Source organism: Peteryoungia desertarenae (genome assembly GCF_005860795.2).
GTDB classification, from domain to species: domain Bacteria; phylum Pseudomonadota; class Alphaproteobacteria; order Rhizobiales; family Rhizobiaceae; genus Allorhizobium; species Allorhizobium desertarenae.
Genome location: NZ_CP058350.1, coordinates 478,327 through 498,436, shown reverse-complemented (window position 1 = coordinate 498,436; position 20,110 = coordinate 478,327). Strand labels below are relative to the sequence as shown.

The following is a 20,110-nucleotide window of genomic DNA, read 5'->3' as shown; positions in this document are numbered from 1 at the left end:
GGAGAATGGATCATGACCGGATCGGTTGTTGGCAATATCGACGTGGCGCAGGTCGTGCTTTACGTCTTCTGGGTCTTCTTTGCGGGGCTCATCTGGTATATCCGCCAGGAGGATCGTCGCGAGGGTTACCCGCTCGAGTCAGATGTTTCCGGGCGCTACAACAAGAGCCCCTGGCTTTTCATTCCGCCAAAGAAGACCTTTCTTCTGCCGCACGGTCAGGGCGTCAAGAAGGTTCCGGATTTCAAACGTGACGAGCGGAGCCTGATGGCGAAGCGCGTGGCTCCTGCTCCAGGTTATCCGATTGAACCGATTGGCAATCCCTTGCTGGCAGGTGTCGGTCCGGGCTCCTGGGCAGAACGTTCGGACAAACCCGACATCACGGCCCATGGGGATTTTCGGATCGTCCCGCTTCGCCTCGCCGAGGGCTTTCACATCGTCGAAGGGCAGACAAACCCGATCGGCATGTCCGTCTATGGTTGCGACCAGCAGAAAGCGGGCACCGTGAAGGACGTCTGGGTCGACCGGGCCGAGCACCTGTTGCGCTATTATGAAGTCGACGTCGGCACAGCCGAGGAACCGCGCACGATCCTGCTTCCGAACAACTTCGTGGTCTTCAAGACCGGACGCGGAAAGGTTCGCTACATCTATGTACATGCCATCACATCGGGACAGTTTGCGGATGTTCCGAAAGCGGCGAGCTCCGAAGCGGTCACTCTGCGCGAAGAAGACCGGATCACGGGTTACTTCGGCGCCGGATTGCTATACGCCCTGCGCCGGCGTCAGGAGGCGGTGCTATGACGCAGTTCGTTGCGCGCGAGCACGAATATGAGCCTGTCCCCGGCTTGCCGGGGAAGCTTCCTGCCGGCGAAACCATTCTGTGGCAGGGAAGGCCATCAGCCGCATTGGTGTCGCGTCATCTGCTGAAGGTGCGCTGGATCGGGGGCTATTTTGTTGTCCTCGCGCTCTGGGCTGTTATTGCCGGTCTTTATGATGGTCAGCCCTTGGGTGGCATCGTCTTTTCGGTTGCCGTCCTAACCGCGCTTGCTGCCGTCCTGGTCGCCATGCTCGAACTTTTTGCATGGGCGGTTGAGAAGACGACACTTTACACGATTACGACGGAAAGGGTCGTCATTCGTTTTGGTGTCGCGCTCTCCATGACCGTCAACCTTCCCTATCGCCGCGTTGGCAGGGTCTCGATCGGCAAACTGTCTGGACCATCCGGGAGCATGGCCCTGGCGCTTTTGCCGGACGACAGGTTGTCCTGGTTGATACAATGGCCGCATGTGCGCGCATGGCGCTTTAGCCATCCGGAGCCAAGCCTGATCTGCCTCGCAGATGCCGAGCAGGTCTCCGACGTGTTGGCTTTGGCCATCCTTCAGTATCGCCAGCGGCATCCGCATGCATCGCATTCCGTCGGTTCATCGCTTGCTTCGACAGCGGCTCAAGGCGCGGCTGCGGAGTAGGGGGAGGCTATCGTGAAATCGGTATCGCATCTTGGATATTTCGGTGATCGGAAGGGCCGCAAGGCCAATCCCTTTCCACTGCCTGTGCTCCTCGGTGCCATTGCCATGCTGGTGTTTTCGGCAGGGGCTATCGTCTTCGGGCAGGCAACGGGGATGGGTTTGGTCAAGACACAGGTTGGTACGCCTGCCGATATTCGTGACATTCGCATGCTGCGCCATGCCGATGATCGCGTGGCGGTGATCGATGCCGTCACAGGCGTCGAAATTGTCTCTTATGGACCGACTGAGGGTGGCTTCATCCGCGGTTCGATGCGCGCTCTTGAACGGATGCGTCTGGTCGCAGGCATACCGATGGAAACACCCTACAGGCTGATCCGCTGGGACACCGGACGGGTCAGTCTTTCCGACACCAGGACGGGTGAGCGGATCTATCTCGAAGCTTTCGGCAGGGACAACGCAGCCGCGTTCGCCTCTCTGCTCGACATGAAGGGAGGAGCAGTCAGATGAATGCCATTTTTGCATTGGCACGCCGCCAAGAAACGGTCGATTGCACGGTCGAGATCAACAATACCTTTGAGACGCTCGGAGCCCACCTGCGCTTTGACAATGGCGTGATCGTGCATCCGGGCGATGAGGTTGTGGTGCATGGCGCACCGGTTTCCATTCCCTATGGCGAATGCCAGACCTTCCGCCGCAAGGCAACGATCACACGAGCCGGTGCCCTAGAGCGTGCATGGACGCGGGCGACGGGCGATCTCGACATGATGGAACTGTGTGAATTCAGCTTCACGGAAAGGGCGCTGTCATGAACAACCATGTTTCCCCCGCCGACTTGATCGACCACAAGCCGACAATCGAAGACCGCAAAGCCAGCATCAACGACACAACGCGGAGTGCAATGGTTTCGACCATGCTTACGCCGCGCTTTTATACAACCGATTTCGATGAGATGGACCGGATCAATGTCGAGCCGGTTCGGGCTGAATGGGATGCACTGATTTCCCAGATGCGCAGTGACCCGAACCGCGGACATTTCAAGCGCAATGAGGAGTGGGATGATATTGACCTCGACGCGTTACCCGAACCCTTGCGTGAAGAGCTTATCGATTTCCTGGTCTCGTCGCTGACGTCTGAGTTCTCGGGCTGTGTCCTTTACAAGGAGATGAAACGGCGGGGCAAGAACCAGGAGATCTGCGAGCTTTTCGGCTATATGAGCCGTGACGAATCGCGTCACGCGGGCTTCATCAATGACGCGCTGAAGGATTTTGGTATCGGCGTGAACATGGGCTTTCTGGCGAAGGCGAAGAAATATACCTACTTCAAGCCAAAGTTCATCTATTACGCGACCTATCTTTCCGAAAAGATCGGGTATGCTCGCTACATCACGATCTATCGGCACCTTGAGAAGCACCCCGAACATCGCTTCCACCCGATCTTCAAGTGGTTCAAGGAGTGGTGCAACGACGAGTTCTCCCATGGCGAGGCCTTTTCTCTGATCATCCGCTCTGACCGGAAGCTTCTCGAGGGGCGCAACAAGCTCTGGATCAAGTTCTTTCTGCTGGCCGTCTTTGCGACAATGTATGTCCGTGACCACATGCGGCCAGCCTTCCATGAAGCCATGGGGGTCGATATCGATGACTATGATATGCGTGTCTTCCGGCTGACAAGCGAGATATCGCGGCAGTGCTTCCCGCTGGTTCTTGATCTCGACAATCCGGACCTGCACGAAGGCTTTCGCAGAATGGAGCGCCTCAACCGCAAAATCCAGGCCGCAGATGCTCGCGGCGGGGTGGTCGGTCGTTTGTCAAAGGCGTGGCTCAGCGCTGCCGTCGGTGTCAATTTCGTCCGGATGTATCTCATCCCGGCGAAGACAAACGCCATCCCCGAAACCTCGCGTCTGCAGCCGGTCTGGTAGGTTCCGCCATGGATTTTACAAGCCCCCTTGCAGCTCTGTTCATCGCGATCGTCGTCTGGTGGCTTTCCACCGGAATCGTCCTGTTCGCGGTGAACCAGGCTGAGGCGGGCAGTGGCGGACTGTGGAAGCTTATGGTGCCCATGACATGTGTCGGCATTATCGGCTTTGCGCTGATGGTGATCGGCAGTGAGCACAAAACACCGATGGGCTCTTATATGGGCTTCTTCGGTGCCCTGTTCGTCTGGTCGTGGCATGAAGCTGCATTTTTGACCGGTGCTCTGACCGGCTCGCGGCGCACGGAATGCCCCCCTGGGCTGTCGGGTTGGGGGCGTTTCCGTGCCGCTTGGGAGGCCGTGTGCGATCACGAGATCGCCATCCTTTTGACGGGCATGGGACTCTGGCTTGCGCTCGCAGGAGCCGACAACCTGTTCGGCTTGGCCGCCTTTGGCCTTCTCTGGGGTATGCGCATTTCGGCCAAGCTTCTGATTTTCCTCGGTGCGCCGCATGCTATCAGTGAAATGATGCCGCGCCGGATTGCCCATCTCAAAAGCTATTTCAATACGACCAGAACCACTCCGCTGTTCCCCCTCCTTCTGGCGGTGGCCATGGGGCTTCTGATCGTGCTTGTCGCTGGGGCAATGCGCTCCACGGAAGACTACTCACTTGTCGGTCACACATTGCTTGCAGCCTTCATGGCGCTGGCGATCGTGGAACATGTGGTTCTCGTGTTGCCGGTTTCTGACACAGCGCTTTGGCGCTGGGCAATGGCAAAGCCAGCGGTCCAAGCCATCTCTGGTGAAGCGAGAATGGGCCAGCGGGGTCGGCAGCGTCATCGGTCCGAACATCCGTCGAACAAACAATAGTCCTTGGAATTGAGTGGAGGGGAATGACATGAACGCTTTGCAGTATATGGAGACAGCGCTTGATGGATTGAGAGATGCCGGCAACTACCGGGTCTTTGCCGAGCTTGAGCGCCACTGCAGCGCCTTCCCGAAAGCTACCTTCTATCAGCCGGACGGAGAGACGCGCGAAGTCACCGTCTGGTGTTCCAATGACTATCTCGGTATGGGCCAGAGCCCGATCGTAACGGGGCGCATGACGGAAATTGTACAGAAATGCGGAGCAGGTGCAGGCGGCACCCGCAACATCTCAGGCACCAATCACTACCATGTTCTCCTGGAGCAGGAACTTGCGGATCTGCATGGTAAAGAGGCAGCCCTCATCTTTACGTCGGGCTATGTTTCAAACTGGGCGGCACTTGGCACCTTGCTCTCCAAGATACCGGGGATCATCGTCTATTCCGATGCCCTCAATCACGCCTCCATGATTGAGGGGATTCGCCATTCACGCTGCATCAAGCGAATGTTCCGTCACAATGATTATCGGCACCTCAGGGAACTGATGGCGGCCGACGATCCGGCAGCGCCCAAGCTTGTTGCCTTTGAGAGCGTCTACTCGATGGATGGTGACATTTCCCCGATCAGGGAGATCTGCGATGTTGCCGATGAATTCGGTGCATTGACCTATCTCGATGAGGTTCATGCCGTTGGCATGTATGGCCCGCGCGGTGGCGGAGTTGCCGAGCGTGAGGGTTTGATGGATCGGTTGACTGTCATCGAAGGTACTCTCGGCAAGGCCTTCGGGGTGATGGGAGGCTATATCACCGGTCCTTCGATTTTGGTTGATTTCGTGCGATCCTTCGCATCCGGCTTCATCTTCACGACGGCGCTGCCGCCGGCTTTGGCCGCGGCTGCAACGGCATCGATCCATCATCTGAAGAACAGCAAGTTCGAACGGAAGATGCATCAGTCAGTCGTTGCAAAGGTGCGCGCGGCGCTTGATGCCAAGGGAATACCGCATATGCCAAATCCGAGCCACATCGTGCCGGTCATGGTCGGTAGCGCCTCCAAATGCAAATGGATCTCAGACATTCTGCTGACTGACTTTGGTGTCTATGTTCAGCCGATCAATTATCCAACGGTAGCGGTTGGTACTGAACGCTTGCGGATTACGCCAACGCCGCTACATACCGATGCCGACATCCGGCATCTTTCGGATGCCCTCTGTTCGCTATGGTCACGTTGTGCCCTGGCGCGCGCTGTCGCCTAGTCTTGAAGCGATGGTTGATGGCAGTAGGACCGCACATGATAATCGAGGGAGTGGAGGCAGCATGAACCAGCCGATCGTCATTCCGGCAGTTGCTCGTGATGGCTCCCTCTATCCTATTGAGAAGATGAAGGCCCATGTCGATGGTGTGCTGCATCTGGCCGTTTCGGTTTTCGTCTTTGACGGGGATCTTCTGCTGATCCAGAAGCGGGCAAGTGGCAAGTATCATTGTGGAGGCCAATGGGCGAACACCTGTTGTTCACATCCCCATTGGAGCGAGAGCGTCGAGGATTGCGCCGAGCGACGGCTGAGTGAGGAACTGGGTTTTGCCGTTCCGCTGACGCGCCATGAAACCGTCGAATACGCTGCTGACGTCGGATCCGGCTTGAAGGAGAACGAGCGCGTCACCCTCTTCAGTGCCCAAGTCGACAGACGTAGGCTTGATGTCGTGCCCAATCCCGAGGAAGTCGAAGCGGTTCAATGGGTCGCTCCGCGCAATCTCTATCGGGCCGTTGCCGAAACGCCAGACGCCTTCACACCCTGGTTCCGAATTTATCTTGAGCGCTTCCCGGCGCTCCAATTCGCGGCCTGATGATCAGATCGCAACTTTCCTGATCAAGATGCGTCCGTTGGTGGACAGCAAATCGGCGTTCGCGGCGAAGACCACCATTCCCCGATAGACCACAATCTCTCGGCTTGTCCCCGGCGGGCTTTCGAAGACCGCAGTTTTCAGTCTGGTTGCTTTACGCCACGGCCGAGCTGCTGTCGCAGAATTGGCTTTGAAAAGTTCCAGCGTTGGTTGACCCGCTATGTCCGCTTCCGGTCGTGCGCCATTGTTCCCATCAGAAATCGGGTCAAAGAAAAGGGGGCGTCGAGCGCCCCCTTATCGATCAATCCAGGTTGACCTTCGCATGTCAGTTTCCAGCAGTGCCAACAGCTTTTGGCAAACCAGCAACATCTGTATTCGGCATCACGCCTGAGGGGATCGGTGTCATGGAACCCAGTGTCTGCGGAGCCATGATCTGGGTGACGCCGGGCTCATATGTCGAGTAGTCAGGCACCTCGGTCGGACCCTTCTTTGCGAGCGAGTCCAGATAATCCTGAAGCATCGAAACACCGTGGAGCGGTTTTTGCACCCCATTGTGGCAGGTAGCACAACCGACCTTGAAGACGTCGCCTTCCGGTCCCTTGCGGTTCGCCGGGAACACAGGAGTCAAGCCGACCATATAGGAGACATTGATATCTCTGGTCATGCGGATCCCGTGCCAGGCCGTTACGCGTTGCGGTGGGCTTTGGTCCCAATCGTTGAAGGCACGCGAGTTATGGCAGGTCAGGCAGTTCGCACCCAGGGATTCAGACATGTGCATCATCAGAGACCATGTGTTTTCGGTCTCTTTGGTGCCAGCGAGGTTAGTCCCCGTCGGGAGAGCTGTGTTGGAATGCACCCGGATCGGCATGTCATTCAAGAGATAATCCATCAGGGCATTCTGTGGCAGCGAAGAGTTGCCGGCGAATTGGGCGACCACGTTCTGCCCGTCGCGGTTTTGCGTCATGTTGCCTGCAGGCTTTGGCTCAAGGTCAGAGAACCAGTATTCTGCAGGGACCGGCTGCCCGCGATGGCAGGTGTAACAGGTTGCGCCTGTTTCCCCGACATGGGCTTTCCAGTCGACGTTGATGGCCTGGGTCATCTGGATCATGCGTCGTGAGACGACCTTGGTGTAGACTTCGTCTGAGGCCAGGTTTTCAGGATTATGACAATAGTTGCAACCCTGCTCTGGTGACACCCATTCTGTGATGGAGGCCATGAACTGGTTGAACTGGTCATCCGAGAGATCGCCCAGGATCTGGACGTTCTCATAGATGTCGCCCGCCCTGTCACCGGAGGGGTCAGCCTCCCATGGCGCTGGAGGCACGATATTTGCAGCGCGCAGGGCCTCCTCCTTCTCGATGTCCTTGTGGATGTACATGCCGGTGCCACGGTAACCGATCTGTTCGGTCTCAACCGGCGGCGCATCCCATCCGGCACCGACAAAGCTTGCAATGGTCAGGAGTGTCCCTGCGGAGACGGCAAAAGGTATCCAGAGTTTCATCGTCCTTCTCCTTATTGTGCCGTAAGGGCCGGATCGACGACGCCTGGCCAGATGTCCGGCAGTGGCGCCACGATCCCGTGATTGATGCCCCAGAGATACCAGTTGTCGACAACCGTCCCGGTGAGCAGGATTCCAATGCCGCCGGTAAGGGGTGCCAGGATCGCGAACCACCAGGCCCAGCGGTGAACCGATTCCATCGTGGCGTTGAAGCCCATGGTCCAGCGCCAAAAGAGGGCAGCGCGTTCAGATGCCGTTCCACGGTCCGTGATCTGTTCCAGCTCACGCTCCCCGCCGTATTTCCCGACTGCGAGAATGGTTGCTCCGTGCATGGCAAAGAGCAGGACCGAGCCGTAGAGGAAGACGATCGAAAGGGCATGGAACGGATTGTAGTAGAGATTGCCGTATCGGATCGAGAAGGCGGCCGTCCAATCGAGGTGCGGGAAAATGCCGAATGGTACAGCCTCCGAGAAATTCCCCATCAGCAGCGGACGGAAGAAGCCTAGCACCAGGAAGAGCCAGATTGCCGAGGCGAATGCCCAGGCGACATGGGTACCCATCTCCAGCTGGCGTGCGCGGCGATAGACCCGAACCCACCACAGCAGGACCGACAAGGTCAGGAAGAAGCCGGCAATCAACCACCATCCACCTTCTGCAAGGGGCGGCAAGACCGTCAGTCCATATTCCGCAGACGGCGGCTCCAGACCCAGCCAGAAGAGTTGGCGGACGAATTCGATGGGATCCCAACCAACCGAGGCCAGCATGTTGAGACCGATGATTTCGAAGGCGATAAGACCGAAGACAAGGGACAGGCTTCCCAGATAGCCGAGATAGATTGGCCCGATCTGCGCATTACCGATGATCCCCAGAAGTCGGACCATAAAAGGCTCACCGGTCCGCTTGGCATTGCCACGCGGCAAAGGCATTCCTTCTTCAGCCGGACCACTGACCTGAACGGCCGTAATGATATTCTGATATTGGGTGAACATGATTTTTCCCCTCAGCTCCAGACCGGAAGTTCAAGCCACCAGTTCCACCATTGCGGCCAGCCCTGGTTCCAGAAAGGCCCGCTGATGACGATGCAGACGGCGCTCCAGAAGCCGGCGTTCAAAGCAAGGATCAGTCCGAGGCGGTGAATGCCAAGGGTGCCGATCGAGTAACCGATGATGTCCCGGAAAAATGTATCTTCATACTCAGGCGTCTTGACCTCGGCTTGCTGGCCGGGCTCATGCATGGATGCGCCAGGGTTTGCCGCAGACAGGATCAACCCGCCATGCAGCGCCAGCGCCAGTGTTGTGGTGAAGAAGAAGGTCACTGCAATCATGTGGGCAGGATTGTAGTGGAAGTGCAGGTATTGGTAGCCAACGTTTGAGACCCAATCGAGATGGCTGAAAATCCCATAAGGAAAGCCATGGCCCCAGGCACCGAGCAGAACCGGTCTGAAGACGACCAGCGTTGCGTAAGCGAAGATGGCAAACGAGAAGGCGAAGGGGACATGATAGCCCATGCCGAGTTTGCGGCAGATTTCCACTTCGCGCAGCGCCCAAGAAATGAAGGCGCCTAGAGCGCAGATCGTTATGATCTGCCACAGGCCGCCGTCCTTCAGGGGCGCAAGGCCCAGTCCATAGGAGAGATCGGGCGGTGCGATTGATATCTGCCAGATGTTCCAGGTCGGCCCCAAAGCTGCCCCGTAAATCAAAAGCGCCGTTCCCAGAATGGCGAAAAAGGCGGTCGTGACCCCAAAGAAGCCGACATAGAATGGCCCCACCCAGAAATCGAAGAGGTCGCCACCAATCAGCGTACCGCCTCGTACGCGATATTTGCGTTCAAAACTCAGCAGCGCCATGTTCGTGTCCTCCAGAGGTAATCAGCCGGGTGGCGGTGTCGGGTTGCGAGTATCGATTGGCGGCGGGCGATGCCGCTGTTGCGGCTGCGCCCGCTGCCGTCTTGGTTATTCAGCCGACCAGACGCAGATCATCATTCAGCGAGATGGACTGCTCGATAGAACTGGTGACGAGAGGCTTGCCCTCGAGCCAGTTGTAGCGGTCCGTGCTCAACAGAATGAAGTGGATCAGGATTGCGAGGGTGAACAGGAATACAGACAGTGCAACCAGCGCTTGGCGCGGGTCGAACATAAGCCAGACTCTCCACATATCTCTCTCTCCTATGCCAGCATCGGCAGAAGCGCCTGGGCCGTCTGGCCTATGCTCTCAAGAGAGCTGTAGCCTTCAGGACCCGGGATCCAGGGACGCCACATCCAGACCAAGATATGCGCGACAATCGCAATCGCCGTGAATATCATGAAGCCTTGGATAAAGAATCCATGGACCTCGCGCGCTTCGCTTTCGGTCAGACCCGAAAGTGAAACATTTGATGTCTCCGCCATCAAAACCACCTCCTAGTCTCGAACACCGCGGCACCCCCGCGGCGGGGTTCCGGGCTCTCTTGTCGATCCCCCGGGGTTTTGCTGGTGTCGAGAACACCTGCAAAGGATAGGGTTACGCGTGGAACGCGTAACCGACAGCGGCGTAGGCCGCAGAGCGGGCCTCCGCGAAAACGGACTGGTCGTGCTTCGCCGCATGTGGGCTGAAAAGGCTCATCGTGCGCGATGCGACGGCTGAGGCCAGGCAAAGCGGGTATGTGATCAGAAAGAGCTGGCGCATCAGCATGCGTTCGTCACTGCGATCACGATGGCGGCGATCAGCCGAATGGGCTTCAATTGACGGGATCATGTCTTCACCTCCGTGTTTCCCGCGGACGGGTATTGGGATCGATTGCTCATGCTGGCACTCCCGCAAGAGCGGCAACTGCTTCCACATGTTGTCGGATGACTTCCGGAGCCTTCTGACGTCGTGCCTCCCGTTCTGCAGCCTCCCGCAACCTCTTGGCGGCGGAAATGCGAACGAGGATGGGTTCATGGTTGATATGCTGATCGAGTGCGGCTTGCGCCTCTGCTTTCCAGGGCATCGTGCCGTCGTGGCGCGCTGTCGTCGCCTCGATTGCGTCGAGCTCGCCGGCGCGGGGCAGAATGTCGAACAGCATGTCGAACAGCGCGTTGCAGACTTCCTGGATCAGCCAGGCTGCGCCCGAATAGCCCATGACCGGCGTTCCGGGATGGCGGCGGACGATGGCGCCGGGATAGGAGAGCTGCACGAACTTGCCGCGCGCACCGCGCTCGGCCATGTACATGCGCTCGTTGAACGAGCCGAACATGATCATCGGCGGCTTCTTGGCGGTGAGCTCTGCGACCTCGACATTGTCCGTCTTCGAGCCGGCCTTGCGCGGGATCGCGAAGTTGCAGGGCAGCCCTACCTCTTCTTCAAGGAAGTTCCGGATGCCGCGCACATAGGTCTCGTTGGCGACGATCGCGAAGCTTGCGGTCGCGAAGAAGTCCTGGGTGACCGAGCGCCAGAGATCCCAGAGCGGCTTCAGCGTCGTGTGCTTTTCCTTCAGGATGAAGGGTTCCGGATCGAGGCCCAGCATGCCGCCGAGTTCGCGCAGGAAGGCGGTCGTCGAATGGATGCCGATCGGCGCTTGCAGATAGGGGCGGTCGAGCGTTTCACACAGAAGTCGGCCGAACTCCCGATAAAGGCAGATATTGGCATCTGCATCGGCAAGCTTGCGCACGTCTTCGAGATGGCTGCCCAGCGGGAAGACCATGTTGATCTCTGCGCCGAGACCTTCGACAAGGCGTCGGATTTCGGCGAGATCCGAGGGCATGTTGTAGGTGCCGTAGATCGGACCGATGATGTTGACGCGGGGCTTTGCGCCTTCCGGACGGCGGCGCGGTGCCGGCACCTTGCCGCCCTTCGGACCGAATTCGGTCCAGAGCCATTTCAGTGCGCGATCAGCGCTCTGCCACTGGTCTTCATCGATGGTGCGCGGCAGGAAGCGTACGATGTTGGAACCTTCCGGTGTCACGCCACCGCCGATCATTTCGGCGATTGAGCCGGTGACGACGACGGCGGGCAGATCCGGATCGAGTGCGAGGCGCGCCCGCTTCATCGCACCTTCCGTGCCATGTTGGCCCAGTTCGTCTTCCGACAGACCGGAAACGACGATCGGAAGCTCATGCGGGGGGAGCGCATCCGTGTAATGGAGGACCGAGGTGACCGGCAGGTTTTCGCAGCCCACAGGACCGTCGATGATCACCTGCAGGCCCTTGATCGCGGTAAAGGCATAGACGCTGCCCCAGTAACCACCGGCTCTATCGTGGTCGAGGATCAGCATCCGACACTCTCCCCATTGTCGACGGCGTTGCGGGACTGCTTGACCTTGGCGGCGAACTTCTTGCGATAGGCGCTGCGGTCTTCGGGTACGTTTTCCCAGATGCCGGCACCGTCACCAGAGCCGACACCTTCGAAGAAGGCGTTCATGACCAGGAAGCGGTCCTTGTTGCCGATTGCGGCGTTGATCACGGCGGGCAGCGATGCGACGCCAGCCGGGCCCATCAGGGGACGGGCAGAGATCAGATTGGTGAAATAGAGGGCGGGTGTAGCGCTCTCCTTCGCCTTCTGCACGACTGGGGTCGTGCCGATGGCGAGATCCGGCTTGAATTCCTGGAAGGCGGCGAGGTCCTGCTCCAGCGAGGCCCGGAAGCGCAGTTCCACGCCATGGGCTGCCAGCCAGTCGGCGTCCTCGGAGTTGTAAGGCGACTTCGGACAGGCCGTGCCGACGTAACGCAAGTCTGCGCCGAGTTCGACGAGCAGGCGGGCAACAAGGAGTTCCGAGCCCTCATAACCTGAGAGCGTGATGCGGCCATTGATGCGGTGTTCGGCAAGGGCAGCCTTGATCGCAGTGCGCATCGCGTTGCGGCTGATATTGGTTTTCTCCGCTGCGATGCCGCAACTGTTGCCGATCGCCTTCAGCCAGGCATCGGTTCCGTCGACACCTACCGGGGCTGAGCCGACAATCGGCCGACCTGCGGCCTGGAATTCGCGGATGCTTGCCGTGTAGAAAGGGTGGATCGCGGCGACGACCGCGCAGTCGAGGGCGGAATAGAGTTCGCGCCATTCACGGACCGGAACGGTTGGGCCGGCTGCAAGCCCCATGGGCTCCAGCATCCCGCCGATGACGACCGGGTCGACGGGGAACATTTCGCCAAGCAGGGTGACCGTCGGTCTGTCCTTCAACCCGCCACGCGGGCGCTGGACCGGGCCTTCGCCGATCTCCTGGCGGGCATAGGCGAGCATGGCGCCCGAAAGCACATCCTTGGCTTCCGCGTGGGTCGGGACCCCGAAGCCGGGAACATCGATGCCAACGATCCGGACGCCGTCGATCTCGCGCGGCAGCATCTTGAGAGGCACGCCCGAGGCTGTGGGGACACAGAGATTTGTGACCACGACGGCATCGAACTTTGCTGGATCCGCCATCTGATGCACGGCCTCGACGATGTCCTCATAGAGCTTGCCGGTGACCAGCGTTTCGGAAGAGAAGGGCACATAGCCGACCGAGCGCTTGGCACCGTAGAAATGCGAGGTGAAGGTCAGGCCGTAGACGCAGCAGGCCGAGCCCGAGAGGATGGTGCCGACACGGCGCATGCGAAGTCCGACGCGCAACGAGCCGAAGGCCGGGCACATGGATTGCGGCTGATCATGCGGGCCCTTGGGATAGTCCGCCTCGAAGCGGTCCATCAATTCGCCCTGACCGGCGGCGCGGGCCGCAGCCTTGGAAAGCTCGACGCCGCCATGGCAGCCGATGCCGTTTGTATCTGCGGCCGCCACGTCGCCAAGGACGGCGGCATCGTTGCCGACGGGAGCTGTCCCGTTGGCATCGTCCGGCTCGAATTCCTTGCGCAGGTCATCCATAATCTTCACCCGATCTCACACATTGTCGTAGACGACTTCCAGCGATGGCCGTTGCAGCGCGCCGGTGGCGCACATGTCTTCCGGCAGGGCTGGCTGGAGCTTGTAATCGGCACCTGTTTCGCTCGCATCGAAGAGGCCGAGCAGGCCATCCTGATCGAGCGGTCGGGGGAGGACCGGGGGAGCTTCGGCAAGATTGATGGAGAGGGCTTCGAAGAGCGGACCCCATTGGCTGTCATGGGTCCCGATGATCTGGTAATTCGCACTCTTGCGGCGGATGTCGTCGTCCTGCGGGATCGAGGCCAGAACCGGAATGCCAACGGCATCTGCGAAAGCCTGCGCCTCGCCGGTGCCGTCGTCCTTGTTGATGACAAGGCCTGCGACGCCGACATTGCCGCCGAGATTGCGGAAGTATTTCACCGCCGAACAGACATTGTTGGCGACATAGAGCGACTGCAGGTCGTTCGAGCCTACGACCACGACCTTCTGGCACATGTCGCGGGCGATCGGCAGGCCGAAGCCGCCGCAGACGACGTCGCCGAGGAAGTCCAAGAGGACATAGTCGAAATCCCAGTCATGGAAGCCGAGCTTCTCTAGGGTTTCGAAGCCGTGGATGATGCCGCGGCCACCACAGCCGCGACCGACTTCCGGTCCGCCGAGTTCCATGGCGAAGACGCCGTCGCGCTTGAAACAGACATCCGAGATCGAGACCTCCTGGCCGGCTTCCTTGCGGCGCGAGGCGGTCTGAATGATGGTTGGACAGGCGCGTCCGCCAAAAAGCAGGGAGGTTGTATCACTCTTCGGATCGCATCCGATCAGCAGGACCTTCTTGCCCAGCTGGGCCAGCATGTAGGAGAGATTGGCGAGCGTGAAGCTCTTGCCAATGCCGCCCTTGCCATAAATGGCGATGATCTGCGTTTCCTTGGTCACCTTGCCGATCGCAGGCAGATCCGGGTCGACAGAGGCTTCTTCTCTTAGCCGATCCTGCATCTGGCTACGGACGTCGAGTTCCAGGTCGAGGCTCATGCAGCTCTCCTCCAGTCGATCACCATTTTAAGGCAGTCAGGATTGGTGAATGCGGTGTGATAAGCCTCCTCGGCGTTTGCCGGAGAGGCATGATGGGTGATCAGTCCCTTGAGGGACAGTCGCCGTTGCGCGATCAGGGCGAGGACCCCGTCGATATCTGCCGGTCTGAATTCGGCAGAGATGGTAAGTGAAATCTCGCGCATGAATGCAGGGGCAAATTCGAAGCCGACCCGCTTTCCATAAAAGCCTGCCAGCACCAATTCACCCTGCTTTTCCATACGCCCGACGGCGACATCAATGGCATCGAGACTGCCGCTCGCATCAACAACACCTTGGAAACGTATCTCGGCATCCGTTGATGGATCGATGACCCGATAGCCTTCTGCTCCGTCGAACCGCGACGGGTTCGTTTCCCAGACCAAAGGCGGTGCCGCACCAATGGCCAGAATGATCCGGGCAATCAGCCTTCCAAGCACACCATGGCCAATCACCAGCTGGATGGGTCCGGAGGCGCGGCGCACTGCGTGATAGGCCGTTGCCGCCAAGGCAAGCAGGGCCGCCTCTTCTTCGAGGTCTTGCGGCACCTGATGAACTCGGCTGCCGGGTACGACGAGATGTTGTGCAGTCGAACCGAACAAACCAGCGGCGTCTTTAAAACAGGATGCGCCCGGAACGAACACCAGTTCTCCGGCTTTGCGACCGGAACCGGGGCCGGCTTCGAGGACGCGGCCGACCGATTCGTAGCCCGGCACCAGAGGATAGCCCATGCCCGGGAAACTCGGCATCTTCCCCTCGAATAGCAGCTTCTCCGTTCCAGTCGAAACGCCACTGACGAGAGTTTCAACAACCACATCGCCGTTCGCTGGCTCCTGCAGTGAGAGGCTTCTCACTGAGAGCTTTCCAGGTCTTTCGAACAGGACTGCTGTGGTACGCATCTGTGCCTCCCGGACACCGGAACCTTCAAGGATCCTCATGTGTAATCTTAGATTGACGCATCATGGTGTCAACATAAATTTACACATTTGCGCTTGAGTTTGATGGATTCGGGCTATCGTTGTGCAAGGACCAGCGTCGCAAGAAGGGGATTTGTCGACGTTCTGGCTCGAAAGGCGACAAAACCGGCTTCGGTCAAGAGTGCGCGGATTTCGTCAGTGGAACGGCAGCGACCTGATCCCATAGCGAGGAAATAATGGCTGAAATAGAGAGCTGCGAGACGACTGCCGCCTGATTTGCCTGCCATGGCTTCTGCGACAATCAGGTGACATCCGGGTTGCATGGAACGGTGAAGATTGCGGAGAATGCGCAATACGCGGTCATCATCATGATCGCAAAGTATGCGGATCAATGTGACGCAGTCGTCTTTACCCAATCGGTCCGCTGGCAATTCATCCTTGCTGAAGTCGCCGCCATGAACTTCTGCTCGCTGGGTCAGCTTTGCTTCCTCAAGGCGCTTGCGAGCCCGTTTGGCAACAGCTGGAAGGTCGAAGAGAGACAAATATGGCTTGTTGTATCGCTGGCCGAGCGCCGTCAGAAATGCAGCTTCGCCACCGCCGACATCTGTCACCGTCCGATAATTGCCGAAATGATGGGAGCCCAAGATGCAGTCGGTCATCATCGCCTGGCTTTCCCGCATCAATTCGGAATAGGGCGCACAGTTTTCATCGCCGATCGCTTCCGGCGCCTGATGGTGCGCATAAGCCCAATAGCTTGCAAGTTCGGTCTGGGGATATTGTGATCGCAGCAAATCGTCGGGCTTTAGGAGATCGCGGTAAAACATCTGATGGTGGAGGACCATGAGGGCGAGGCCTCGATCCGAGGCGATGACCGCGCCTGCGTCATCAAGTAACCAGCGATCATTGGTTTGACTGAGAATCAGGCCGAGCCGTTCCGCCTGCTGCAGAAGAAGGCGCATGCGATCAATCGGCAGATCGCAATGCTTGGCCAGTTCATTTGTGGACAGGCAGCGGTCAACCAGCACATTAAAGAGGTCCAGCCGGACACAGGTCCAGAGGATCTGGGAGTGGACAAAGCCACTCACCAGATGAAACATCTGGTTAGATTTTCTATTTGCGATCCAGCGGGTCACGGGCCAGCGCGACATCATTTGTCTGAACCGGCTGGAGGCAATCTGGCGGTTCCGCCATAGGCGAAAGCGTGTCGACCATGTCTCTGGTGCGCCCCCTACATCCGGCATCATCAGGGCCGGTCTGGAGGATGCCAAAGTGGTCAATGCCGGCCCATTCTCGCGGGGGTATTTCATGGCGCGCCTCAGGCTGCGCTAGCTGCGAGCTTTTTCGGCATGAGCCGAATTGCTTCCTTTGAGATCATTGCCCGCAACATGTCAGATCCTTCGCACTCGGGTACGCTTGCCGCCGCTTCCTCGACCAGCTCGCGAAGATGCTTCAGGGCCTCCTGAACACCCCTCTCTTGGACCATGTTCGGCCTGCCGTTTCGTTGATCCTGGCCCGCCGGTTTTCCCATGCTCCCCGTTTCGTCCATCGCGTCATAAAGGTCATCGGCAACCTGGTAGGCCGCTCCCAAGGCATCCGCCAAACTGAACCAGTCGCGCGGATTGCCATCCGATGCGAGCGCCCCGGCGGCGACTGCGCCCGTGAACAGGGATGCTGTTTTTGCTCTGTGATAATGGCTGACATTAATGTCTGCCTCGCTTTCCCATGCCTGGCCGGCAACGAGCCCGTTAGGGGAGCCGACCGCGTTTGCGATGGTTGCGATCAGGGGCGCGGTCAGTCTTGGATTATGCTGGGTTTCCCGTGCGATTGTCTCGAAAGCACTAACGATCAGACCGTCTCCGACCAGCAAGGCTATACCCTGGCCAAACTCAACATGGACCGAAGTCTTCCCGCGGCGTATATCTGCGTTATCAAAGCAAGGCATGTCGTCATGGACAAGAGAGGCGCAGTGAAGCAGCTCGATTGCTGCGGCTGCGGCGGCTGCCGCTTGGGGGTCGCGGTCGCCGCATGCAGCGGCGACCGCGAGGCAGAGGCGCGGTCTCAAGCGGGCTCCACCGGGAAACACGGCATAGCGCATCGCCTTGGCAAGCTGCGGCGGACAGCAATTGGCGGTAGCATAACGCAATGCGAGATGTATTCCGGCTTCGATACGCTCAGGTAAATCCATCGGCCGGCCTCCTGGCTTCCACATGGATGTAAAATTATGTTGACGTATCCATGTGTCAATTTAGATTGACACAATGAAATGGATTGTCAACTCGGTTTTGGGAGATCGGTGATGCCAGCGCCAGCGCAACGGCCCGTGGTCGTGATTGGGGCCGGTATGGGCGGTCTCGCGGCGGCTATGCTTCTGGCTGCTGCCGGTCACCGCGTGATCGTCGTCGAGGCGGGCGACGGGCCGGGTGGAAAAATGCGAGTGGTCGAGACATCGGGCCAGCGTTTCGACGCGGGTCCCACGGTGATGACCATGAAATGGGTGTTCGACAACCTGTTGGCTCGGTGCGGAACGCGGCTGGAAGATGAGATTACACTCAATCGCTGCGATCTACTGGCCCGCCATTACTGGGACCGAGGTGAGAGCCTGGATCTTTTTGCTGACGTTCGGGAAAGCAGACGGGCCATTGCGGAGTTTGCCGGAAAACCCGACGCCGATGGATTTCAGCGGTTCGTAGAAGACAGTGCACGCATTTTTACGCTGCTGAAGGACAGCTTCATTGATGCCACGCGACCCAACCCTGCTTCGCTTTCCCTCAGGATCGGTCTTCGCCGCCCAGGATCGCTTCTTGCATTGAAACCGTTTTCGACGTTGTGGAGCGCGCTTGGCGGCTACTTCTCTGATCCGCGTTTGCGGCAGCTGTTTGGTCGATACGCCACCTATTGCGGCTCCTCACCATTCCTCGCTCCGGCAACCCTCATGCTGGTCGCTCATGTGGAGCAGGCAGGCGTGTGGAGGGTCGAAGGCGGGATGAACGCGCTCGCGCGTGGCCTTGCCGACCTGGCAATACGCCTTGGAGTCGAGGTCCATTACGGTGCCCGTGTCCGCAAGATCTGCAGGGACAACTCTGGAAAAGCCGTCTCTGGCGTGATGACTGACGATGAACGTCATATCGACGCACAGGCTGTTGTCTACAACGGTGACGTTGCAGCCTTGCCGCGCTTGCTTGGTCCGTCAATCCCGTCTTCGTCAGGTCAGCGCCCGAAAGAGCGTTCGCTGTCAGCCCTTGTTGCCTGTTCCATGGGCGTGCCCCGGGGCGTTCCGCTTGCCCATCACACGGTATTCTTTTCGGACAACTATCACAGCGAGTTCGGCGCGATCTTTGGCCGTCAGATGCCGCCGCGTGATCCTACGGTTTATGTCTGCGCTCAGGATCGCGATGCCTCCGGCAAACTTCATGCCGGTCATGCCCACGGTGCGAGCGAGCGGCTCTATTGTTTGATGAACCTGCCGGCTGATGGTGATCGTCGCCGCTACGATGAAAGCGAGCTAGAACGATGTCTGACCAGCATGGACCGCCGTCTGGCGGCGAATGGCTTGACGATCCTCAGGGATGCGAATGCCCAGGTGGTCACAGCTCCGGACAAATTCGAAAGCCTTTATCCGGGGAGCGGAGGAGCGCTCTACGGCATGGCATCTCACGGCTGGGCCGCATCCTTCAACCGACCGGGATGTCGGGGTCCGATCAAGGGACTTTATCTGGCAGGGGGGAGCGTCCATCCGGGACCAGGCGTTCCGATGGCCGCCCTGTCTGGCAAGCTGGCAGCCGATCAATTGATGGCGGACATGGGTTCGACAAACCTGCCCCGGCTGGTGGCTATCACTGGTGGTACGCAGATGGCACCAGCGCGTGCGGGCGCTACGCCTTCGCCGTGATCGCTTTTGTCGGCTCGGTCTTTTCGCCTTACTATCATTGGCGAGGGCGTCGTGATCCAGACAACCACGTTGCTTTCAACGTGGCTCTCTATGGTCCGCATGGAAATGTCTGGACGATGACGGAGCGGGGTCGCCGGTCGCTCAACCGGTCGGTGGAGTGCCTGCAGATAGGTGCAAGTTCGTTTCAATTGGAGCGGGGCAGCTTCGTCATTATGTTCGATGAGATGGCCATGCCATGGCCCGGGCAGAGGTGGTTGCCAAAGCGTGTCAGGGGCAAGATCGTGCTCAGGCCTGAAGCCTTTACGACGGAACCTCATTCTCTCGATTATGAAGGACATCACTCTTGGCTGCCCCGGGCACCGATATGTCAGGCCAGTGTCGAATGTGATGTCTTTCCCGAGGGGTCTTGGACGGGCAGGGGTTATCATGACATCAACTTTGGAAATCGTCCGATCGAGCAAGATTTCGATGGTTGGGATTGGGCGAGGGGCGATGCCGATAGCGGTACTCAAATTCTCTACGATGCCAGGCTTCGGGATGGACGCCGCCGCCGGATCGGTCTTCGCATTTCCGCAGAGGGTGAGGTGGCTCCTGTCGATATTCCTGAAAGACAGCCGATGAAGGCGGGCTTCTGGGGTGTCCGGGGCGGGATAGCTTGCGATGAAGATTATCAACCCATCGTCGTTCGCGCACTTGAAGATACGCCATTCTATTCCCGGGCGTTGGTGCAGACCACCGTTACAGGCACGCGATTGACCATGATGCAGGAGACGCTGGACTGTAACCGGCTTGCCAATCCTGTGGTGCGCCTGATGTTGCCCTTCAAGATGCCCCGACGGGCATGAGAAACATGTTGGTTGGGGGCTG

Annotated in this window: 22 protein-coding genes; 10 read left to right on the top strand and 12 right to left on the bottom strand. The window is 58.8% G+C overall.

Annotated features, from left to right (window positions below):
- Positions 1 to 12 precede the first annotated feature (12 nt).
- The 8 genes from puhA (at position 13) to idi (ending at position 6,076) form a co-directional block, all read left to right on the top strand.
- On the top strand, positions 13 to 798 hold the full coding sequence (puhA, locus tag FE840_RS02405) for a photosynthetic reaction center subunit H (protein WP_138288577.1): 786 nt from the start codon (positions 13 to 15) through the stop codon (positions 796 to 798).
- Positions 795 to 1,463, top strand: a complete 669-nt coding sequence (puhB, locus tag FE840_RS02400; protein ID WP_138288576.1) for a photosynthetic complex putative assembly protein PuhB — start codon at positions 795 to 797, stop codon at positions 1,461 to 1,463. The genes puhA and puhB overlap by 4 nt, the downstream gene beginning before the upstream one ends.
- 12 nt (positions 1,464 to 1,475) lie before the next feature.
- Positions 1,476 to 1,970: a photosynthetic complex assembly protein PuhC gene (puhC, locus tag FE840_RS02395; protein WP_138288575.1), complete on the top strand. Its 495-nt coding sequence runs from the start codon at positions 1,476 to 1,478 to the stop codon at positions 1,968 to 1,970.
- Complete coding sequence (locus tag FE840_RS02390; protein WP_138288574.1) at positions 1,967 to 2,272, top strand: hypothetical protein; 306 nt, start codon at positions 1,967 to 1,969, stop codon at positions 2,270 to 2,272. Before puhC ends, FE840_RS02390 begins: the two co-directional genes overlap by 4 nt.
- Positions 2,269 to 3,378 carry a magnesium-protoporphyrin IX monomethyl ester (oxidative) cyclase gene (gene acsF / locus FE840_RS02385; RefSeq protein ID WP_138288573.1) on the top strand — a complete coding sequence of 370 codons (1,110 nt, stop codon included), beginning with the start codon at positions 2,269 to 2,271 and terminating at the stop codon, positions 3,376 to 3,378. Before FE840_RS02390 ends, acsF begins: the two co-directional genes overlap by 4 nt.
- An 8-nt stretch (positions 3,379 to 3,386) precedes the next feature.
- Positions 3,387 to 4,241, top strand: a complete 855-nt coding sequence (gene puhE / locus FE840_RS02380; protein ID WP_138288572.1) for a putative photosynthetic complex assembly protein PuhE — start codon at positions 3,387 to 3,389, stop codon at positions 4,239 to 4,241.
- Positions 4,242 to 4,269: 28 nt separating this feature from the next.
- Positions 4,270 to 5,487, top strand: coding sequence for a 5-aminolevulinate synthase (gene hemA, locus FE840_RS02375; RefSeq protein ID WP_138288571.1), 1,218 nt, complete (start codon positions 4,270 to 4,272; stop codon positions 5,485 to 5,487).
- Between the two features lie 61 nt (positions 5,488 to 5,548).
- On the top strand, positions 5,549 to 6,076 hold the full coding sequence (gene idi, locus FE840_RS02370; protein WP_138288570.1) for an isopentenyl-diphosphate delta-isomerase: 528 nt from the start codon (positions 5,549 to 5,551) through the stop codon (positions 6,074 to 6,076).
- A 322-nt stretch (positions 6,077 to 6,398) separates the two neighbouring features.
- Here idi and pufC read toward each other — a convergent pair whose 3' ends face one another.
- From pufC to FE840_RS02310, 12 genes are all read right to left on the bottom strand, one after another.
- Positions 6,399 to 7,574, bottom strand: coding sequence for a photosynthetic reaction center cytochrome PufC (pufC, locus tag FE840_RS02365; RefSeq protein ID WP_138288569.1), 1,176 nt, complete (start codon positions 7,572 to 7,574; stop codon positions 6,399 to 6,401).
- An 11-nt stretch (positions 7,575 to 7,585) separates the two neighbouring features.
- Positions 7,586 to 8,560: a photosynthetic reaction center subunit M gene (pufM, locus tag FE840_RS02360; protein WP_138288568.1), complete on the bottom strand. Its 975-nt coding sequence runs from the start codon at positions 8,558 to 8,560 to the stop codon at positions 7,586 to 7,588.
- 11 nt (positions 8,561 to 8,571) lie between these two features.
- Positions 8,572 to 9,417, bottom strand: coding sequence for a photosynthetic reaction center subunit L (gene pufL / locus FE840_RS02355; protein WP_138288567.1), 846 nt, complete (start codon positions 9,415 to 9,417; stop codon positions 8,572 to 8,574).
- A gap of 109 nt (positions 9,418 to 9,526) precedes the next feature.
- Positions 9,527 to 9,724 (bottom strand): light-harvesting antenna LH1, alpha subunit, encoded by a 198-nt coding sequence (gene pufA / locus FE840_RS02350; RefSeq protein ID WP_138288566.1) that lies wholly within the window; start codon positions 9,722 to 9,724, stop codon positions 9,527 to 9,529.
- 11 nt (positions 9,725 to 9,735) lie between these two features.
- Positions 9,736 to 9,957, bottom strand: a complete 222-nt coding sequence (gene pufB / locus FE840_RS02345; RefSeq protein WP_138288565.1) for a light-harvesting antenna LH1, beta subunit — start codon at positions 9,955 to 9,957, stop codon at positions 9,736 to 9,738.
- A 112-nt stretch (positions 9,958 to 10,069) separates the two neighbouring features.
- Positions 10,070 to 10,303, bottom strand: a complete 234-nt coding sequence (locus tag FE840_RS02340; RefSeq protein ID WP_138288564.1) for a hypothetical protein — start codon at positions 10,301 to 10,303, stop codon at positions 10,070 to 10,072.
- 46 nt (positions 10,304 to 10,349) lie between these two features.
- Positions 10,350 to 11,801, bottom strand: a complete 1,452-nt coding sequence (bchZ, locus tag FE840_RS02335; RefSeq protein WP_138288563.1) for a chlorophyllide a reductase subunit Z — start codon at positions 11,799 to 11,801, stop codon at positions 10,350 to 10,352.
- Positions 11,795 to 13,378 (bottom strand): chlorophyllide a reductase subunit Y, encoded by a 1,584-nt coding sequence (gene bchY, locus FE840_RS02330; protein ID WP_138288562.1) that lies wholly within the window; start codon positions 13,376 to 13,378, stop codon positions 11,795 to 11,797. Before bchY ends, bchZ begins: the two co-directional genes overlap by 7 nt.
- Positions 13,379 to 13,393: 15 nt before the next feature.
- Positions 13,394 to 14,401, bottom strand: a complete 1,008-nt coding sequence (locus FE840_RS02325) for a chlorophyllide a reductase iron protein subunit X (RefSeq protein ID WP_138288561.1) — start codon at positions 14,399 to 14,401, stop codon at positions 13,394 to 13,396.
- The gene (gene bchC, locus FE840_RS02320; protein ID WP_138288560.1) at positions 14,398 to 15,336 is read right to left on the bottom strand and encodes a chlorophyll synthesis pathway protein BchC; all 939 of its coding nucleotides are present in this window, start codon (positions 15,334 to 15,336) and stop codon (positions 14,398 to 14,400) included. Before bchC ends, FE840_RS02325 begins: the two co-directional genes overlap by 4 nt.
- A gap of 113 nt (positions 15,337 to 15,449) precedes the next feature.
- A complete protein-coding gene (locus tag FE840_RS02315; protein ID WP_210271778.1) occupies positions 15,450 to 16,451 on the bottom strand; it encodes a methyltransferase in 1,002 nt (333 codons plus the stop codon).
- A 218-nt stretch (positions 16,452 to 16,669) separates the two neighbouring features.
- Positions 16,670 to 17,539, bottom strand: coding sequence for a polyprenyl synthetase family protein (locus FE840_RS02310; RefSeq protein ID WP_138288559.1), 870 nt, complete (start codon positions 17,537 to 17,539; stop codon positions 16,670 to 16,672).
- Between the two features lie 111 nt (positions 17,540 to 17,650).
- Here FE840_RS02310 and crtD point away from each other — a divergent pair, with 111 nt between their 5' ends.
- The gene (gene crtD / locus FE840_RS02305; protein WP_138288558.1) at positions 17,651 to 19,243 is read left to right on the top strand and encodes a 1-hydroxycarotenoid 3,4-desaturase CrtD; all 1,593 of its coding nucleotides are present in this window, start codon (positions 17,651 to 17,653) and stop codon (positions 19,241 to 19,243) included.
- Between the two features lie 230 nt (positions 19,244 to 19,473).
- The gene (locus FE840_RS02300; protein WP_246318834.1) at positions 19,474 to 20,088 is read left to right on the top strand and encodes a carotenoid 1,2-hydratase; all 615 of its coding nucleotides are present in this window, start codon (positions 19,474 to 19,476) and stop codon (positions 20,086 to 20,088) included.
- The last annotated feature ends 22 nt before the right edge of the window (positions 20,089 to 20,110 follow it).

Excerpts from the sequence above, each read along its gene's own strand:
- bchY (WP_138288562.1), bottom strand. The coding sequence starts at position 13,378 with ATGGATGACCTGCGCAAGGAATTCGAGCCGGACGATGCCAACGGGACA.
- puhA (WP_138288577.1), top strand. The coding sequence starts at position 13 with ATGACCGGATCGGTTGTTGGCAATATCGACGTGGCGCAGGTCGTGCTT.
- pufM (WP_138288568.1), bottom strand. The coding sequence starts at position 8,560 with ATGTTCACCCAATATCAGAATATCATTACGGCCGTTCAGGTCAGTGGT.
- puhE (WP_138288572.1), top strand. The coding sequence starts at position 3,387 with ATGGATTTTACAAGCCCCCTTGCAGCTCTGTTCATCGCGATCGTCGTC.
- FE840_RS02315 (WP_210271778.1), bottom strand. The coding sequence starts at position 16,451 with ATGTTTCATCTGGTGAGTGGCTTTGTCCACTCCCAGATCCTCTGGACC.
- FE840_RS02340 (WP_138288564.1), bottom strand. The coding sequence starts at position 10,303 with ATGATCCCGTCAATTGAAGCCCATTCGGCTGATCGCCGCCATCGTGAT.
- bchC (WP_138288560.1), bottom strand. The coding sequence starts at position 15,336 with ATGCGTACCACAGCAGTCCTGTTCGAAAGACCTGGAAAGCTCTCAGTG.
- idi (WP_138288570.1), top strand. The coding sequence starts at position 5,549 with ATGAACCAGCCGATCGTCATTCCGGCAGTTGCTCGTGATGGCTCCCTC.
- bchZ (WP_138288563.1), bottom strand. The coding sequence starts at position 11,801 with ATGCTGATCCTCGACCACGATAGAGCCGGTGGTTACTGGGGCAGCGTC.
- crtD (WP_138288558.1), top strand. The coding sequence starts at position 17,651 with ATGCCAGCGCCAGCGCAACGGCCCGTGGTCGTGATTGGGGCCGGTATG.
- FE840_RS02325 (WP_138288561.1), bottom strand. The coding sequence starts at position 14,401 with ATGAGCCTCGACCTGGAACTCGACGTCCGTAGCCAGATGCAGGATCGG.
- pufA (WP_138288566.1), bottom strand. The coding sequence starts at position 9,724 with ATGTGGAGAGTCTGGCTTATGTTCGACCCGCGCCAAGCGCTGGTTGCA.
- puhB (WP_138288576.1), top strand. The coding sequence starts at position 795 with ATGACGCAGTTCGTTGCGCGCGAGCACGAATATGAGCCTGTCCCCGGC.
- acsF (WP_138288573.1), top strand. The coding sequence starts at position 2,269 with ATGAACAACCATGTTTCCCCCGCCGACTTGATCGACCACAAGCCGACA.
- FE840_RS02390 (WP_138288574.1), top strand. The coding sequence starts at position 1,967 with ATGAATGCCATTTTTGCATTGGCACGCCGCCAAGAAACGGTCGATTGC.
- pufL (WP_138288567.1), bottom strand. The coding sequence starts at position 9,417 with ATGGCGCTGCTGAGTTTTGAACGCAAATATCGCGTACGAGGCGGTACG.
- pufB (WP_138288565.1), bottom strand. The coding sequence starts at position 9,957 with ATGGCGGAGACATCAAATGTTTCACTTTCGGGTCTGACCGAAAGCGAA.
- hemA (WP_138288571.1), top strand. The coding sequence starts at position 4,270 with ATGAACGCTTTGCAGTATATGGAGACAGCGCTTGATGGATTGAGAGAT.
- FE840_RS02310 (WP_138288559.1), bottom strand. The coding sequence starts at position 17,539 with ATGGATTTACCTGAGCGTATCGAAGCCGGAATACATCTCGCATTGCGT.
- FE840_RS02300 (WP_246318834.1), top strand. The coding sequence starts at position 19,474 with ATGCCATGGCCCGGGCAGAGGTGGTTGCCAAAGCGTGTCAGGGGCAAG.
- pufC (WP_138288569.1), bottom strand. The coding sequence starts at position 7,574 with ATGAAACTCTGGATACCTTTTGCCGTCTCCGCAGGGACACTCCTGACC.